The organism is Bartonella sp. W8122 (assembly GCF_016102485.1).
In the GTDB taxonomy this organism is placed as follows: Bacteria; Pseudomonadota; Alphaproteobacteria; order Rhizobiales; family Rhizobiaceae; genus Bartonella; species Bartonella apihabitans.
This window is the reverse complement of record NZ_JACFOO010000001.1, coordinates 2,170,996-2,187,015: the sequence shown is the minus strand read 5'-3', so window position 1 is coordinate 2,187,015 and position 16,020 is coordinate 2,170,996. Positions and strand designations below refer to the sequence as shown.

The window sequence follows — 16,020 nt, the reverse complement described above, 5'->3', positions numbered from 1 at the left end:
TGCCAGAAATTGAATGGTCAATAATCTCGAAGCCCCTATATAAGGATCTTCAGAATAGATTGAGGCTATAATGTATTATAAAAACTTATTTATGAACCTACTGGCAATTGTTGTGCTGTATGGATGTGGAGCTCACCACAGCAGGTTTGAGTCTCAATACCCGGATCGTCCTAGACCAGATAGCGAACGTGATATATTGCAAACTTTTGTGGGTAAACCTGCCTCAACCTTAAACCGCTACTTGGGTAGCCCGGATGACCAACGTTTAGGTATTTGGGTATGGGGAGAAGAAAAATGGGTTTATGCATCAGTTAATCAGAGCAATATAGGATCAACTGATATGAAAAGATCTAATAGAGATACATGTAGGGTTGTAGCAAAGACGAATGAACAAGATATCATTCAAAGCATTTATTATGAGGAAGATATTCTTGAATCAGGAAGCGTTAGATGCCCGACTATAGAAAATTTGAACAAACTTACATATATAGTAAATCCTGCGTTGTATGAATATGATAAGAAACATGGGATAAAAAGAGATAATTACTGGATACCTAACTGATGGGAAACCTCATTGAGTTTTTTAGTCAGGCGGGTTTTAGTTGGCCTCACTCACGTTTAACATATTCAATTAATTTCCTTTACCATCAATTGCGTTTCATAGCTGAGCGGAGATGCTGCAATCAGCCTTCGGAATCAAAATAATTGTAACTTCATTTGTCAGCCAAATATGCTCATCAGCGTACTGGTGCTGTTGATGCTTCTATATATTTCCGTTTTTTCCAAAAAACCAATTCGTTTAGCCCTGAAATAATGGTTTCTGATTATCAGGAAATACCCGAAAATGAATTTCGGTCTATGACAAATTCTAGTACCGCTTTGATAGGTTGTGGTGAACAATAGGACTTGCAAGGTCTGGAAAAATTATGCGCATAGCCGTGGTTCAATGACTTGGTTTAATGCAACGGCAGCACTTGATAAACGTGGAGAGACAGGCGTTCTATCCAATACTGATGTTCATTATTATGGACCTCTCTCCAATGCGTGAAAAAACAGCTGATCTATTAAATAAATTAAGTAAAGGAAACAAATATAGTGTTGAGCTGCAACGTCATAAGTATGATTTTGTTGGTCTGCTCATTGGTGGCAATCCTGCAACAATGTATGAGGCACCCGAAGGTTATAACCAATTAAAAGCAATTGGCGGTATGTTTGGTTTTGATGGCAAAGACTTTTCTGTTCATAGTTGTTATGGTCTTGGGAAGAGTGATTGTGGGATGACTTATGGGAATGCAAAATCTAAAATTATCAAAGCTCAAGGACGCTCGTTTAAAAATGTGGAAACCAATATGAATAGAAAAATTGTTCTATTATTATGCTTGTCGTCATTAAGTGTTTTTAGTGGTTGTGGTACTGTATTTGAGGATGGTTATGTAGATCCCGGCCCCCCACTATCTGGTGCCTCATGGTATCAAAAGCCAGGCGCAACACCAAAAGAAATATCTGAAGCATATGACAAATGTGACGAACGTTATCCAGATGATATGAAACTCGACCAAAATGTTAGACTGAATATCTACTTTAAACAAAGGTTTTGTATGGAAGATCAAGGATATTTTCCAAAGAGTGGAACCAGAGCGATAAAGTCTTGTAAAAATTTTCGTAATCCAAAAGTTCCCATTTGTGAGGCGAGGGGCGCTTATAATTAAAATAATGGAGTAATTATTGAGCTCTGGCCCAGAAGCTCATGCACAATAAACTGTCAATTTATTGAACAAATTGAGTGCTGGTAAAAAAACGGGATGATTTTGTTGGTCTGCTCATTGGTGGCAATCCTGCAACAATGTATGAGGCACCCGAAGGTTATAACCAATTAAAAGCAATTGGCGGTATGTTTGGTTTTGATGGCAAAGACTTTTCTGTTCATAGTTGTTATGGTCTTGGGAAGCGAGGTTGTGGTGATATGTATGGTTCTGCAAAATCTAAAATTATCAAAGCTCAAGGACGCTCGTTTTAAAATGTGGAAACAAAAATGAATAGAAAAATTGTTCTATTACTATGCTTGTCTTCATTAAGTGTTTTTAGTGGTTGTGGTGTGTTTAAGCCTGGTTATATAGATCACGGCCCACCATCTGCTAGTCAATGGTATCAAAAGCCAGGTGCAACACCGAAAGAAATAGCTGAAGCATATGACAAATGTGAAAAACGCTATCCAGATGATATAAAGCTCGACCCAAATGTTAGACAGAATATCGCCTTTCAAACATTGTTTTGTATGGAAGATCAAGGATATTTGCCTAAGGATGGAACCAGAGCGATAAAGTCTTGTAGAAACTTTCATAATCCAAAAGTTCCCATTTGTGAGGCGAGAGGCGCTTATAATTAAAATAATGGAGTAATTATTGAGCTCTGGCCCAGAAGCTCATGCACAATAAACTGTCAATTTATTGAACAAATTGAGTGCTGGTAAAAAAGACGAGATGATTTTGTCGGTGGGCTCATTGGTGGCAATTCGGCCACGATGTATGAGGCACCCGAAGGTTATAACCAATTAAAAGCGATTGGCGGTATGTTTGATCTTGATGGCAAAGACTACTCTGTTCATAGTTGTTATGGTTCAGGAAAGCTTGAGTGTGGAAGTACTTATGGTCCTGCACAATCTAAAATTATCAAAGCTCAAGGACGCTAGTTTTTAAATGTGGAAACAAAGATGAAGAAAAAAATTGTTCTATTACTGTGCTTGTCTTCATTAAGTGTTTTTAGTGGTTGTGGTACTGTGTTTGAGGATGGTTATGTAGCTGACGCTCCACCATCTGCTGGTCAATGGTTTCAAAAGCCAGGCGCAACACCGGAAGAAATATCTGAAGCATATGACAAATGTGAAAAACGCTACCCAGATGATCCAAAACTTGACATACATGTTAGAGAGAATATCGTCTTTCAAAAATTGTTTTGTATGGAAGATCAAGGATATTTGCCTAAGGATGGAACCAGAGCGATAAAGTCTTGTAGAAACTTTCATAATCCAAAAGTTCCCATTTGTGAGGCAAGGGGCGCTTATTAAAAAAGTATAAATTGTATTTTACAATTCGTATATTTTTTGAGGAAATTGAAATGAAAAACAAAACAACCGCTGATCATTCGGTTAGGGATAAAGGTTGGCGGTTGTTTGGCATTGAGCGTTAATTACTATTTTGAAGCTTATGACGCCAATTAACAAGAAATAACAAGTAGAATTCAGTATTCTTCCCACGGTTATGGTATTTGTCGAGTGCGCAATGCATTTTGTTCGAGCCTTAAAAGTGAGGCTTTGCGCATTACTGATGCCGATAAGGGCAATGAGATAAAAAGTGAAAGTTCTTACAAGTGGCGTCCATGCATGAAAATGATATTATCAAAAATAATTCAAGGTGAGGTTTCAATGAGAAAATTTCTCTCTCTTTTATGTGTCGTCTTTATGCTAAGTGGCTGTTGGCTTTCTCTGAACTTTAGTCAGGAAATTCAAGATAAATGGCGTGGGCAACCTATTGAAAATATCATCAACCGGTTAGGCCCATTCCATGTTGCACAAAATAAAAAGGGAGAAAAATATATATACTGGGAACAATCTTTTCAAAAAAGTACACCTACAGGATCTGAGTTAGCTTATTGTGAAACCCGCGCGTTCTATGACGACCACGGCAAAATTACAAGGCTGGATACTTATTCGAGAGGAGCTAATTGCGCTCTTAGTTTTAGAAACTCGTTAAAGTAAAACAGTTGTTATCGGTTGGTTTTTAATTTATTCAGCATGTAGAAAAATTGTCTTTATTAGGGCTGTTGTTAAAATGAAAAAACGTGCAATAACTATATTTGTTTTCATCGTTTCGGGTCTCTTCCTCACCGCTTGTCAACAAACCACCGCGACGTCGTCTCAAGAAAAACCGGCTATGGTAAAAAAAAGCGAAAAGCTTTGTGAACGACTAGGGTGTCATGTGACATATCACCCATAATTCTGAATTATTTTCATGGCCTTTAGAGGCGTTGTCAGAATAAAGTTGTACTTGGGCAAAGACTTAACCCTTTAAAGACGAGATACATTCATGGTGGTGACTTTAGCGCGATGAAGTCACGTGACTGCATGTTGCTACGCGAAAGCCCTTATAAATGTAGATAAACCCACTACTTCAAATCCGAACTATAATGAGCGCAATTCAGTCCTTTATTATAAGTGACAAATCTTGTGATCTTGTCCTCATTATCAACATACACACGCAATTCACATGATTTAGTAGCATACCCCCCGAGCGGATTACCTGAACCAGTTACCAAGAAGTTGCCTTCCTTTTGTCGATAATACTACTTTTCACCCTTTTCATCCACGCTGAAACCTCCCCCTGACCCGATGGCTTTTTATAAATCACTGATTGGCCGACCTCGCCATGTTTCCTGTATGTTAGCAGGGATATTGGTTGAAAACCAACAGCCGCCCAAAAGCACGAAAAGCGGTGCCAGTATAAGCAACTTACGCATTGGCTTTTCTCTCCGTTGGGTTGATAAGTTTAATCTTTATAGAGTGTAACATAGTCAAACAACAATTTATTGCACAAAAATTTATTCAAGAAACATCTTTGTGTAACAAAAGAATAAATTAAATTGCTTTGGGAAGACAAAACTAGGTTTCGTCCGTTTTTTCTACCGTTTTGTTGCAGAACTATAAACCAGTCGGGCTGCAACCAAATAAGATAATCTATTCCGACAACCCAATTCCCGCCGGATATGATCGGGTTTATTGTCGGTTTACCGTTGTTCTCTCCAACACTATCAGTTCTGCAAGGGAATTTGGTCTCAATGATTGATGTCCCCGCAAATTTATCACCGACCTTCATTTCTCCGCATACGTAAAGGACAGCCATTCTCGCTGAACAGCCGGTCATCTATATTTTTAACAGCGATTGCGGGTTTGCTTTAAGGAACCTGAATTTTAAGGAACCTGAATAATGGGGGATTTTCTTCTTGGGGTCAGACGAGAAAGGGCGCATCGTCGACCGTATTTCATCAATAGTTATAAGCGCCACAGATGGAAAAAACGGCTGGCATAAAAGCGCTATCCTCAGAAACGCTGGCGAGACGTTATGGAAAAGGAAAAGAAGTTTATCCATTTTGAAAAAGGCGGTTAGAGCCTATTTCATAATGGCTTCTTCGTACGTCGCTTGGCAGAGAGTAATATGAGCAGTTTTTGAAATCATTTCACATTGATCAGGGGAGTAAGGCAAGGAAAAGGTGCCCATCACGACCATGAGCCGTCATAAAAAGGAAGAGGGAACATCCACTTAAAAGCGCTCATGATGAGTGTGATTGATCAGTCTCGCTTGTTTTTAAATACAATAAACAAAATGCTGTTTTTCCACTCTGGCTCGGAAAGACAAGAGGATTTCGGACGGCAATCATTTCGAAGGAAATGGGGAGGATAGTTTCAAATCATGATTGATTGAAAGCATTATCAATCAAAAGCAATTCCCCTCACATATTTTAAAAAAATAGTAGAGACTGGTTTTTATTTTTTAAAAATGGAAAAGTTTGGTGTTTGGAAGCTATAGTGAAATGCCAAAATTTAAATGGCGCACCCGAAGAGATTCGAACTCCTGACCCCCAGATTCGTAGTCTGGTGCTCTATCCAGCTGAGCTACGGGTGCACTTTTGAAAACCACCGAAATGATGTTTCCAGCCAGTCTCCTCGTCGACATCGGGTTTCGAATATCTTCAATCGACTGACAAGCGGTTTCCTAATTGGTTCGCGAAAGAAATGCAAGAGAAGATTTTATTTTTTTGTTCATTCTTGTCGTTCATTTGCCTATATAAGCGCGAAATTCCAGCCTTTTACACGTTGAAAGAAAAAATTCGTTATTGGCGTTTCATATTGGCAAAACGGTAGAGTGAAGCTTTGAACACCCGAATGCTTCGTGAAAGCCATGATGATTTGTTGTCATAAACGCAATAAATCACTGTTCCGGCTTAGTTTTTCGCTCCCCTGTCATTTTTCGCTCCCCCTGTCATTTTTCGCTTTCTTTCTCATTCTTCGCTATGTGAGGGGAGATCGGGAACGCGGATTTCAAAATGCGCGCCCTCCTGTTCGTCCTCGATGAGTGTAATTGTGCCACCAAGAGCGTGGATAAGCTCTTCGCATATCGTCAGCCCCAAACCCGAACCATTGCGGCGGGTTGACCCCTGAAAGGGTGAAAACAGATGTTCTTTTGCCTTTGCCGGCAAACCGGGGCCGGTGTCCACGACGTCGATAACGGCTACATTGTCGATTCGGTGCCCGCTAATGGTGAGTTTTTTCTGGAACTTTTCGCTGTCTTCCCGCTCCACCATTGCCTGAACGGCATTGCGGCATAAATTGGTGATGACACGGTGGAGCTGTTCTTCATCCGCATCAATGGTCATATCAAAGGGGACGGAATCAATAAATTCGACCTGATCGGAACCGGGAAGAGTGAGCGATTCAAATACATCTTCGACAAGATCGTGAAGGAGAAGCGTTTTGCGCTTTGGGGCTTCTTCCTGTGTGCGCCCGTAAGTGATGACGGTCTGGCTATAAGTGACGGCGCGGTCGATAGCACGGATAAGTTTGGGCGCAATCTTCTTCACCATAGGGTCTTTTGCATCGGCAAGGTGATCCGACATCAATTGTGCGGAAGCCAGAATATTCCTCATATCATGATTGATTTTTGAAACCGCAAGCCCGAGATTGGCAAGATGTTTCTGGTGGGCATAGCTTTTTTGCAATTCGCTTTCGATAACCGAAATACGTTTCTGCGTGATACCGAGTTCATCGCGCCGCGCTTCCGGAACAAGGATTTTGCTCGGATTATGCGGTTCCATCACAAAATCCAGCATATTGGTGTAGATATTCTGTAAAGGGCGCACCAGAAGTTCATGCACAATCAAGTAAATCGTTGTTGCCGCAACAATCGCAATGGTGAGCGAAATGACAATAAAATGCCACGAAAAGTCAATCATTGCCTCACGCAATTTCGCGTCTGCAACCGTTACTTCAAGTGTAATATCTGTCCCTTCAATGGGACCGCGCAGGAGCAGGATATTATTGCCGCCAAAATAGAGCGTCGAGAGAGAGTCAAGCAGCGCCTTGGTTTCGCTATAATCGGGAAGGTTGATTGTTTCATTGACCTTTGTCAAATCCGGCGAGGTGGCAAAATTAATTCTTTGGTTATTTTTAACAATACTGATAGCCAATGCGTCGGTGGCTGTCAGAACATTTTTTTGCAAGCTCGGGCTTAAGGTGATTTCGGGGCTTGAAGCCAGAATCATGCTGATGGCTTTGGTCGACTGGTGGTGGTCTTCAAGCCAGCTTTGTTGCATGCTGGCAATAGAGGGCATGAAAACCATAATTTCAGTGATGAAGACCGAAAGTGTAATGAGCAATATGAGGCGCACACGCATACGCCGGTGGAACGGTATTTGTTCATGCTCATGTTGAAGCGACAGGCCTGCCGATGTCGGCGCTTGTTTACCGCTTGTTTCTTCTTTAGCCATTCAACCTCTTTTGACGACCGTCCTCACGGCAAAATGTCGCGTCGGTTTGACCTATAACGAGTCAATTTTGCCTCATAAAACCCGCATTTTAAATCCAGTCTATAAAAATCCTTGATTAAGAACAAATTGTTTTTTGCACTATGCGTTCGCTATTTGTGATCGTTCTAATATTACCGAAAATTAACTGGACTAAAAATTGCGGATTTTGCATGAATTAACTTTATTGAAATCGGGGCAATAATCTAAACTCCGTTTCACAAGACTCCGAGGAATGTTAAAATTTGTAGAAGACTTTAAAAACAGAGTGACAAAAAACAGTATCGGATAATAATCTGTCCGGTTTTCTCATCCTTTGATGAAAGCAGCGCGATGAAACGCCCGTCGAAAATTACCATCATCGTCATTATTGGTCTCATTATCGTCGGCTTGTTTGTCTGGCAGGGTTTAAAGAACGGAAAAAATGCCGGGCACACTTCCGCATCGGCCCCGAAAACAAACGAGGTGGTTGTAAAACCGGTAAGCCAAAAGCTGATCAATGACCGTTTAAGCGCCATCGGCACGGGAAGGGCCCTTGCAACGGTTGCCGTCACCCCCTGGTCTAGCGGTGTGATGGACAAGATTTATGTGAGTGCAGGAATGCACGTTAATGTCGGCGATCCGGTTGCAAAGCTTGATTCCGATAATGAAGAAATCGCCGTCGAGCGCGCCAAAGTGGAAGTCAATGATGCGGAATTGACCATGGCAAGAACGGTCAAGTTGCGTGCCTCCAATACGGCTACCGAAGTGCAGGAATTGTCGGCAAAACTTGCTCTCGACAAGGCAAGGCTCGCACTGCGCGATGCCGAGCTTGCAGCTGATCGGCGCACAATCCGCGCGCCGGTAAGCGGCATCGTTGGTATTTTACCGGTTGACGCAGGAAATTACGTAACATCCGATACAACAATCGCCCGCATTGATAATCGCGACCATATTCTGATTGACGTTTGGGTGCCGGAACGTTTTGCCCCGCTCATCAAAATCGGCCAACAAGTGAAAGCGACCTCAATTGCCCGTCCCGGTGAAGAATTTGTCGGCCGCATCAGCGCCATTGACAATATGATTGACGAGCAAAGCCGCACTTTGCGCATTCGTGCGGAAGTCGATAATGCCTCCGGTGTGCTCCAGTCGGGCATGTCCTTTTCTGTGTCTCTTGCTTTTCCGGGTGACCCTTATCCGGCAGTAGACCCGCTTGCAATCCAGTGGAACGCCGAGGGAGCCTATGTCTGGCGGGTGAAAAATGGAGTTGTGGAGCATGTGCGGGTGGGCATTGTCCAGCGCAATGCGGATTCGGTGCTGGTCACCGGTGCACTTCATGAAGGAGATCTTGTTGTCACCAAGGGCGTGCAAAATCTGCAAGATAAAAGTACCGTCGATATTTTGCCGGATGAGGGCGTAAAAGAGGCGGGGAAAAGCGTTTCTCTTGGCAATCAGAATAATCGTTCTGCTCAATCCGGCGGCAATAGTGGACACCATGAAAAAGCAGCAGAAGCGACTTCGGATGAAGCCAAGAAAGCAGCCGTTGAACCTCAAGAAGTGAAGGGAAACGAAAAGAAAGCCCCTGAGGGAGCAAACCGGTAATGGCGGGCGCTTCTCAGAAATCCGGTGAAGGCGAAAAGAAACGCGAAAAGGATAAAGGCGGGCTGGTTGCGCTTTTCATCCGCCGACCGGTTTCGGCTTTTGTGCTCAATGTGCTCATCATGGTGGCGGGGCTTGCCGCACTTCAGGGCATTGATGTGCGCGAATTGCCGGATGTCGACCGTCCGGTGGTAACCGTTTCAACCGATTTCGATGGCGCGGCGGCTGAAACAATCGACCGTGAAATCACCCAGAAACTTGAAGATGCGGTGGCGCGTGTTTCCGGTGTCAAAACCATTTCCTCGCGTTCTTCTTTTGCCCGCTCGCGGGTAACGGTCGAATTTAATGACGGTGTCGATCTTAATGTGGCGGCAGCCGATATTCGCGATGCCATTTCGCGTGTTACCAATGATTTACCCGATGATGCCGATTCATCCCGCATTATCAAGGCCGATTCCAATGCCGATGCGGTGATGCGCCTTGCCGTAACGTCAACAACAATGAGTGTCGATGATTTGACGGTTTTGACTGAAGACCAGATTGTCGACACACTTTCGGCCGTTTCCGGTGTTGCGGATGTGCAGGTCAATGGCGACCGTGACAAGATTTTCAGAATAGACATTAATCCGGCGAAACTTGCAAGTTATGGCCTGACCATTGCCGACGTTACGAAAACACTTTCCGATATGGCACTTGATGCGCCGGCCGGTTCGCTCAGAAGTTCCAGTCAGGCGCTGGTGGTGAGAGCAACCGCCAATATCTCCACGCCGGAAGAATTCGAAAATGTCTATCTCAACAATCGCGTCCGTATCGGCGATATTGCCAATGTCACTCTGGGGCCGGATGTAGAAACCTCGATTGTACGGGTCAATGGCAAACCCGGTGTCGGGCTTGGTATTGTGCGGCAGGCCCAATCAAATACACTCGATATTTCCGAAGGGATAAGAGCGGCTGTTGACAATCTCAACAAAACACTTCCTGAAGGCGTGCAGATTACCATTACAAGCGATGATGCAAGCTTCATCAAAGGCGCTATTCATGAAGTCGAGGTTGCGCTTATTGTTGCGGTTTTAAGCGTTGTAGTCATCATTTTTCTGTTTTTGTGGGATTTGCGCGCCACTTTCATTCCCGCCCTTTCTATTCCCGTCGCCTTGATCGGCACATTTGCCGCCATTTATCTTGCCGGTTTTTCGGTCAATATTTTAACCCTCCTTGCGCTTGTTCTTGCGACTGGTCTGGTGGTTGACGATGCGATTGTCGTTCTGGAAAATATTGTGCGTCACCGCAATCTTGGCGCAGGGCCGAGGGCTGCGGCGGTCATTGGCACAAGAGAAGTGTTTTTTGCCGTGATTGCAACAACACTGACCCTCGTTGCCGTCTTTGTGCCGATTTCCTTTTTGCCGGGTCAGGCAGGCGGGCTTTTCCGTGAATTCGGTTTTGTGCTGGCAATTGCCATTCTGCTTTCGGCAATTGTGGCTTTGACACTTTGCCCGATGCTTGCTTCAAGATTTCTGAAAGATGTCAAAAAGCCTGCCGGAGACAGTGCCGATAACGAGGAAAATTTAAACGGTGAGGAAAACCGGCGCGTTCAGGAAAACCAGAGCGTTCGGGAAAATAACGGGCAGGAGGCCTTAAGCGGCGGGCATTCCAAACCGGCATTGCTTTTGAAATTTGCCCATGCATTACAGAACTTCTATGCCCGCAGCTTGCACCGTGCTCTTGACCATCCGTGGATTGTGGTTTTGCTTTCGATCGGCTTTGTTGTTTTAAGCGCTGGTGGCTACCTCACTTTGCGGCAGGAATTGACCCCGTCGGAAGACCGCGCACAGGTGTTTTTGCGCATCAACGGGCCACAAGGAATTTCTGTCGATTATCTCAATGATGAAATGCGCAAGATAGAAGATGCGCTTTTACCGTTCAAAGAAAGGGGCGAAATCATCAATACCTATTCGGTATCAGGCACTTTCGGCTCGTCCAATAACGGTTTTCTCATGCTCAATCTTGCTCCCTGGGGCGAGCGTCACCGCAGCCAGCAGGAAATTGTTCAGGAAATCAATCAAATAATGAAGGGTTTTCCGGCTGTGCGTGTCATTGCGGCGGAAGGTAATTCGCTCGGCATCAGGGGGGCGGGTCAGGGCTTGCAATTTGCAATTCTCGGCACCGATTACGCCAAACTCCAGCCGGTTGCCGATCAACTTGTCAGGAAAATGCAGGAGGACCCGCGTTTTGTGCAGCCGCGCTTAAGTGTTGAAGCAACGCAGCCGCAATTGTTTATCGACATTAATCGCGAAAGGGCAACCGATCTCGGTATTGACATTACCGGCCTTGCCAATGCCGTGCAATCCATGCTTGACGGGCGCAAAATCGGCTCGGTCTATATTGGCGACCGCTCCTATGATGTGAAGCTTGTGTCGAATAGCACACCGGTCAATGACCCGACCGATCTTGAAAATATTTTCATGAAAACGGCAGATGACCGTTTCGTGCCGATGTCGGTGGTGACAACGGTTAAAGAAAAGCCCGTTCCGCCGGAACTCGGGCGGGAATCGCGCATGCGCTCTATCGCCTTGACGGCAAGTCTTGCACCGGGTTTTGCTCTCGGCGAAGCGTATCAGCAGGCGCTTGAACTTGCAAAACCCATATTGCCTGCGGGAAGCTATATCATTCCGCTTGCCGAGGCTGCCACGTTGAGTGAAACCTCTTCCGGTCTTATTATCGTCTTCGGCTTTGCCTTGGTCATTATTCTTCTTGTTCTTGCCGCACAATTTGAAAGTTTCATTTCCGGCCTCATTGTTATGGCAACAGTGCCGCTTGGCCTTGGCAGCGCGGTTTTTGCCATGATGGTGAGCGGGGTGAGCCTTAATGTCTATAGCGAAATCGGGCTGGTGCTGCTTGTCGGCATTATGGCCAAAAACGGCATTCTGATTGTCGAATTTGCCGACCAGCTCAGAAACCGCAACCAGAGTTTGCGCGAGGCAGTGGAAAATGCTGCCAATATACGTTTGCGGCCGGTATCAATGACAATGATTTGCGCCATTCTTGGCGGTGTACCGCTGATCCTTGCAAGCGGTGCGGGTGCGGAAGCGAGAATTTCTTTGGGCTTTGTGATTGTGGGCGGGCTTGGCCTTGCAACCATTGCAACGCTTTATGTCACACCGGTCACCTATCTCTTGCTTGGCCGCTTTATCCGCCCGAAAGCCGAAGAGGATTTCGAGCTTGAGGAGGAACTCGATGCCGCGCAAAATGCCAAAACAACCGGCTGAATGACGAGCGAAACAGGAGACAAACAAAAAAGTGCGGTGATGCACCCGCATTTAAAGGGGAGCAATTTTAAAATCGTCTTACTCGGCTCAAGCGGCGATGATAAAAGCAAACGATAAACACAAAAAGCGCGGGCAGGATAATAGAGATAAGAGATAAGCTATTTTGCCGGTTTGTTGGCGGCCTTGCCGGTCGTATATCGGGAGCCTCAAGAAAACCGGCCTTTAATGGCGCGATAAAGGGCTCTGGTTAAAGCCCCGTCGAGTTTATTTTTCAGTGAAGTTGAACTTTCTTTCAAGCGAAATGGATAAAGGCAATTTTACCTCTTTTACTTCACTATGTTTCATCTTAAATTCTATTTACACAATGGAGGGTAGCTTGCCATGTTCCGCAACGAAGAAAAATTTCGCGCCGCTTTCAATGCATTAAAAACCCATGCAAAAGATCCGGAGCTTGGCGATATTCGCTCACTATTTAAAAATGACCCGCAGCGTTTCGAACATTTTTCATTGCGGCTTGATGATTTGCTGTTCGATTTTTCCAAATGCGGGGTGACAGCGAAAACCTTGGAGCTTCTTGATAATCTTGCCGATGCTGCCGGTTTGAAAGAGCGGCGCGAGGCCATGTTTAACGGCGAGGCGATCAATTTGACCGAAAATCGTGCGGTTCTTCACGTTGCATTGCGTGCACCGGAGGGGAGCACAATTATGCTTGGCGACAAAAATATTGTCGAGGATGTGCAGTCGGTTCTCTCGCATATGGAAAAATTCTGTGAAGGGGTGCGCTCCGGTGCCTTGAAAGGTGAACATGGAGGCAAGATTACCGATGTTGTCAATATCGGCATCGGCGGTTCCGATCTCGGGCCGAAAATGGCAACGCTTGCTTTGAAACCTTATCATGACGGGCCGAATAGCCATTTTGTCTCCAATGTCGATGGCGCCGATATTGCCGATACATTGTCGCGGCTTGATCCGGCAACGACATTGATTATTATTTCTTCCAAAACCTTCACAACCGCCGAAACCATGACCAATGCGCGTGTTGCGCGCCAATGGATTGCAGAAAAACTGGGTGAAATGGCGGTTTCAAAACATTTTGCGGCGGTTTCGACAGCACTTGGCAAAGTGGCCGATTTCGGCATTGACCCCTCGCGTGTTTTCGGCTTCTGGAACTGGGTCGGCGGGCGTTATTCCGTCTGGTCGGCAATCGGCCTTTCGGTGATGATGGCAATCGGGCCGGAAAATTTCAGAAAGTTTCTGGCTGGTGGTCATGCAATGGATGAACATTTCCGCACCGCACCTTATTCTCGAAACCTTGCCGTCCGGCTGGGGTTGATTGGCTTTTATAACCGCGTCATCTGCGGCTATCCGACACGCGCTGTCATCCCTTATGAAGAACGGCTGTCGCGTCTTCCCGCCTATCTCCAGCAACTCGACATGGAATCAAACGGCAAACATGTAACCATTGATGGCAAGCCGGTTACAATGCCAACAGGCCCTGTTGTCTGGGGGGAACCGGGAACCAACGGACAACATGCTTTCTTCCAGCTTTTGCATCAGGGAACCGATATTATACCGGTTGAATTCATTGTTGCTGTGAACGGGCATGAAGAAAACTTGCGTCATCAGCACGACATGCTTCTTGCCAATTGTTTTGCCCAATCGGAAGCACTGATGCGCGGTAGAAGTCAAGAAGCTGCCAAAGCCATGTTGATGAAAGGTGGTATGAGCGAAGCGGAAGCAGAAAAACTGGCCCCGCATAAAAGCTTTGTCGGCAACCGTCCGACATTGACGCTTGTTCATGACAAACTTACCCCCTTCACATTGGGGCGGCTGATTGCACTTTATGAACACAGGGTTTTTGTTGAAGGCACGCTCATGAATATCAACTCCTTCGACCAATGGGGCGTGGAATTGGGCAAGGAACTTGCCAATGAACTATTGCCCATGGTTTCAGGTCAAGAAAGTACTGACGGCCACGATAGTTCGACAAGCGGTTTGATCGCTTATGTCAAAGAGCGCCGCACGCACTGAAAACGCGAATCTGAAACGATAGAAGGCAGCGTATCTAAGAAGGCGCTGCTTTTATATCTGTCTATAAATCCTATTTTTCTTTTCCGTCACATTTTACTTTCATTTGTGACATCCCGCTCACGCCTACATCCCGTTTTGTCCGATAAGCCTTTTGCGATATTTCATTTTGTCGATATGTCGGCCTATCTGACAGATCGGCTTTCCGGTTGCGTTTCGCGAATTTGCAATCATGCTTTAAAAAATTAACTCATTCTGCCTTTGAAAGAGTCACGTGATAGTGCAATGAACAAGAGTGACTTTTGCCAAAGCTGTTTCCGGCGAGGGCTTTTTCCCGTTTTTTGGTCTCGCAAAAAATGGTCTGCAAATGGCTGACGGTCGTTATCGGCGTATATTTTTAAAATTCCGGTTTTGAAAAACTCCGGTTCATGGAAACTTGAAAGCCATGTGAACAAATCTCGCCCGAAAAGCGGTATTTTTGTTTGGCACATTTCGATGCAGCAGGGCTTAAGTAAAAGAAAAAATAGAAACGTGTTTTTCCGATAATCTCTTTTTTGAAGGCAAAGCCGAATACTATGGGGCACTCGAAAAAAATGTCGAGTGAAATAGCAGAAAACGGGGGGATGGCAAAAACGGGAAATGGGGCGATTGCTTTGCTTTTTAAAAGCGCGACGATTTTTATAAGCCAGTATGATTTTTAAAAGGCGCAGTAATTTATCTATAGAGCAGGGGGATTGTTTTGAAGTTGAAAATTTTGATGGCGCGGCACATTTGTTTTTAAGGGCGGGGGGTGCAAGGGTTAAAGGCGCTTCATCCCATAAGTTGGCGGGAATTTTTTCGGAAAGAGCGGGTTTGGCTTAGAATCAATCGTGTACCGAGCGCATAGAGGTCGAAATTCTTTGCCGAATTCAGCCACTCGTGGAGAATGCCGCCCACCACACACACAAGCACGCGCGCGCCATCTTCGGGTTCCCATTCATCGGAAAGCATATCGCGGCTTCGCGCCACATAGAGCATGCGTGTAAAAAGATCGAGCATGCTGTCATGGGCTTCCCTCAGGCGTAATATCATTTGCGAAAAATCATCGACATATTCGCAACGCAAAGTGATGATTGTCATGACCCGCTGCTGGTGCTCGTCCTCGGCAAAACGGCTGAGCGAAGCACAGGCCGATTTTTCTAAAACATCAATCGGATTGACAGAATCATTGCGGCTTACTTCATCAATAAGGTCTTCTTGCGGAAATTTGATGCGGTCGATAATGGCATTATAAATGGCCGGTTTGTCGCGGAAATGGAAATAGATTGCTCCGCGTGTAACGCCGGCCCGTTCGGCAATTTCGTTCAATGACGTTTTGGAAACACCTTTGGTTAGAAAAGCCGTTTCTGCAGCGTCAAGAATGGCTTCACGTGTCTCGCTTGCCGCGGCTTTTGTCCGGCGCATCTTGTTACCCCTTTTTGTCCCGTCATAGTCCCCGCAAACACCACATCTTGTCCTGAAAAAGCAAAATCCTGATTAAAAAAGTTCGATTGAGTCTTTCATGCCGGTTGTGACGCCTTATTATTGCTGTTATTAAGTG

General features: G+C 45.2%; 13 protein-coding genes and 1 tRNA gene. 10 read left to right on the top strand and 4 right to left on the bottom strand.

Going from position 1 to position 16,020, the window contains the following annotated elements:
* Positions 1-70 precede the first annotated feature (70 nt).
* The 7 genes from H3S83_RS09495 to H3S83_RS09465 all read left to right on the top strand — a co-directional run bounded on the left by H3S83_RS09495 (position 71) and on the right by H3S83_RS09465 (position 3,754).
* Positions 71-562, top strand: a complete 492-nt coding sequence (locus H3S83_RS09495; protein ID WP_198224094.1) for a hypothetical protein — start codon at positions 71-73, stop codon at positions 560-562.
* A 478-nt stretch (positions 563-1,040) separates the two neighbouring features.
* Positions 1,041-1,709 carry a hypothetical protein gene (locus tag H3S83_RS09490; protein ID WP_198239524.1) on the top strand — a complete coding sequence of 223 codons (669 nt, stop codon included), beginning with the start codon at positions 1,041-1,043 and terminating at the stop codon, positions 1,707-1,709.
* A gap of 74 nt (positions 1,710-1,783) precedes the next feature.
* Positions 1,784-2,017, top strand: coding sequence for a hypothetical protein (locus tag H3S83_RS09485; RefSeq protein WP_198239523.1), 234 nt, complete (start codon positions 1,784-1,786; stop codon positions 2,015-2,017).
* A 15-nt stretch (positions 2,018-2,032) separates the two neighbouring features.
* Complete coding sequence (locus tag H3S83_RS09480) at positions 2,033-2,386, top strand: hypothetical protein (protein WP_198239522.1); 354 nt, start codon at positions 2,033-2,035, stop codon at positions 2,384-2,386.
* A gap of 135 nt (positions 2,387-2,521) precedes the next feature.
* The gene (locus tag H3S83_RS09475; RefSeq protein ID WP_198239521.1) at positions 2,522-2,689 is read left to right on the top strand and encodes a hypothetical protein; all 168 of its coding nucleotides are present in this window, start codon (positions 2,522-2,524) and stop codon (positions 2,687-2,689) included.
* Positions 2,690-2,710: 21 nt separating this feature from the next.
* Positions 2,711-3,064, top strand: coding sequence for a hypothetical protein (locus H3S83_RS09470; RefSeq protein WP_198239520.1), 354 nt, complete (start codon positions 2,711-2,713; stop codon positions 3,062-3,064).
* A 207-nt stretch (positions 3,065-3,271) separates the two neighbouring features.
* The gene (locus tag H3S83_RS09465; protein WP_198239519.1) at positions 3,272-3,754 is read left to right on the top strand and encodes a hypothetical protein; all 483 of its coding nucleotides are present in this window, start codon (positions 3,272-3,274) and stop codon (positions 3,752-3,754) included.
* Between the two features lie 787 nt (positions 3,755-4,541).
* On the opposite strand, the gene H3S83_RS11595 is transcribed toward H3S83_RS09465, so the two are convergent.
* From H3S83_RS11595 to H3S83_RS09450, 3 genes are all read right to left on the bottom strand, one after another.
* Entirely contained in the window at positions 4,542-4,916 is a 375-nt protein-coding gene (locus tag H3S83_RS11595) for a proline racemase family protein (protein ID WP_198239518.1), read from the bottom strand.
* A gap of 682 nt (positions 4,917-5,598) precedes the next feature.
* Positions 5,599-5,675, bottom strand: a tRNA-Arg gene (locus H3S83_RS09455).
* Between the two features lie 376 nt (positions 5,676-6,051).
* On the bottom strand, positions 6,052-7,536 hold the full coding sequence (locus H3S83_RS09450) for an ATP-binding protein (RefSeq protein ID WP_198232753.1): 1,485 nt from the start codon (positions 7,534-7,536) through the stop codon (positions 6,052-6,054).
* A 369-nt stretch (positions 7,537-7,905) separates the two neighbouring features.
* Between H3S83_RS09450 and H3S83_RS09445 the strand changes: the two genes are divergently transcribed.
* The 3 genes from H3S83_RS09445 (at position 7,906) to pgi (ending at position 14,444) form a co-directional block, all read left to right on the top strand.
* The gene (locus H3S83_RS09445; protein WP_198239517.1) at positions 7,906-9,153 is read left to right on the top strand and encodes an efflux RND transporter periplasmic adaptor subunit; all 1,248 of its coding nucleotides are present in this window, start codon (positions 7,906-7,908) and stop codon (positions 9,151-9,153) included.
* Positions 9,153-12,413, top strand: a complete 3,261-nt coding sequence (locus H3S83_RS09440; RefSeq protein WP_198239516.1) for an efflux RND transporter permease subunit — start codon at positions 9,153-9,155, stop codon at positions 12,411-12,413. The genes H3S83_RS09445 and H3S83_RS09440 overlap by 1 nt, the downstream gene beginning before the upstream one ends.
* 381 nt (positions 12,414-12,794) lie before the next feature.
* The gene (gene pgi, locus H3S83_RS09435) at positions 12,795-14,444 is read left to right on the top strand and encodes a glucose-6-phosphate isomerase (RefSeq protein ID WP_198239515.1); all 1,650 of its coding nucleotides are present in this window, start codon (positions 12,795-12,797) and stop codon (positions 14,442-14,444) included.
* Positions 14,445-15,251: 807 nt separating this feature from the next.
* Here pgi and H3S83_RS09430 read toward each other — a convergent pair.
* Positions 15,252-15,884 (bottom strand): TetR family transcriptional regulator, encoded by a 633-nt coding sequence (locus H3S83_RS09430; RefSeq protein ID WP_198239514.1) that lies wholly within the window; start codon positions 15,882-15,884, stop codon positions 15,252-15,254.
* Positions 15,885-16,020 lie beyond the last annotated feature (136 nt).

Bases quoted from the DNA above. Each gene is read 5' to 3' on its own strand.
- H3S83_RS09495 (WP_198224094.1), top strand. From the start codon at position 71: ATGTATTATAAAAACTTATTTATGAACCTACTGGCAATTGTTGTGCTG.
- H3S83_RS09490 (WP_198239524.1), top strand. From the start codon at position 1,041: ATGCGTGAAAAAACAGCTGATCTATTAAATAAATTAAGTAAAGGAAAC.
- H3S83_RS09480 (WP_198239522.1), top strand. From the start codon at position 2,033: ATGAATAGAAAAATTGTTCTATTACTATGCTTGTCTTCATTAAGTGTT.
- H3S83_RS09475 (WP_198239521.1), top strand. From the start codon at position 2,522: ATGTATGAGGCACCCGAAGGTTATAACCAATTAAAAGCGATTGGCGGT.
- H3S83_RS09470 (WP_198239520.1), top strand. From the start codon at position 2,711: ATGAAGAAAAAAATTGTTCTATTACTGTGCTTGTCTTCATTAAGTGTT.
- H3S83_RS11595 (WP_198239518.1), bottom strand. From the start codon at position 4,916: ATGACCGGCTGTTCAGCGAGAATGGCTGTCCTTTACGTATGCGGAGAA.
- H3S83_RS09450 (WP_198232753.1), bottom strand. From the start codon at position 7,536: ATGGCTAAAGAAGAAACAAGCGGTAAACAAGCGCCGACATCGGCAGGC.
- H3S83_RS09445 (WP_198239517.1), top strand. From the start codon at position 7,906: ATGAAACGCCCGTCGAAAATTACCATCATCGTCATTATTGGTCTCATT.
- H3S83_RS09440 (WP_198239516.1), top strand. From the start codon at position 9,153: ATGGCGGGCGCTTCTCAGAAATCCGGTGAAGGCGAAAAGAAACGCGAA.
- pgi (WP_198239515.1), top strand. From the start codon at position 12,795: ATGTTCCGCAACGAAGAAAAATTTCGCGCCGCTTTCAATGCATTAAAA.
- H3S83_RS09430 (WP_198239514.1), bottom strand. From the start codon at position 15,884: ATGCGCCGGACAAAAGCCGCGGCAAGCGAGACACGTGAAGCCATTCTT.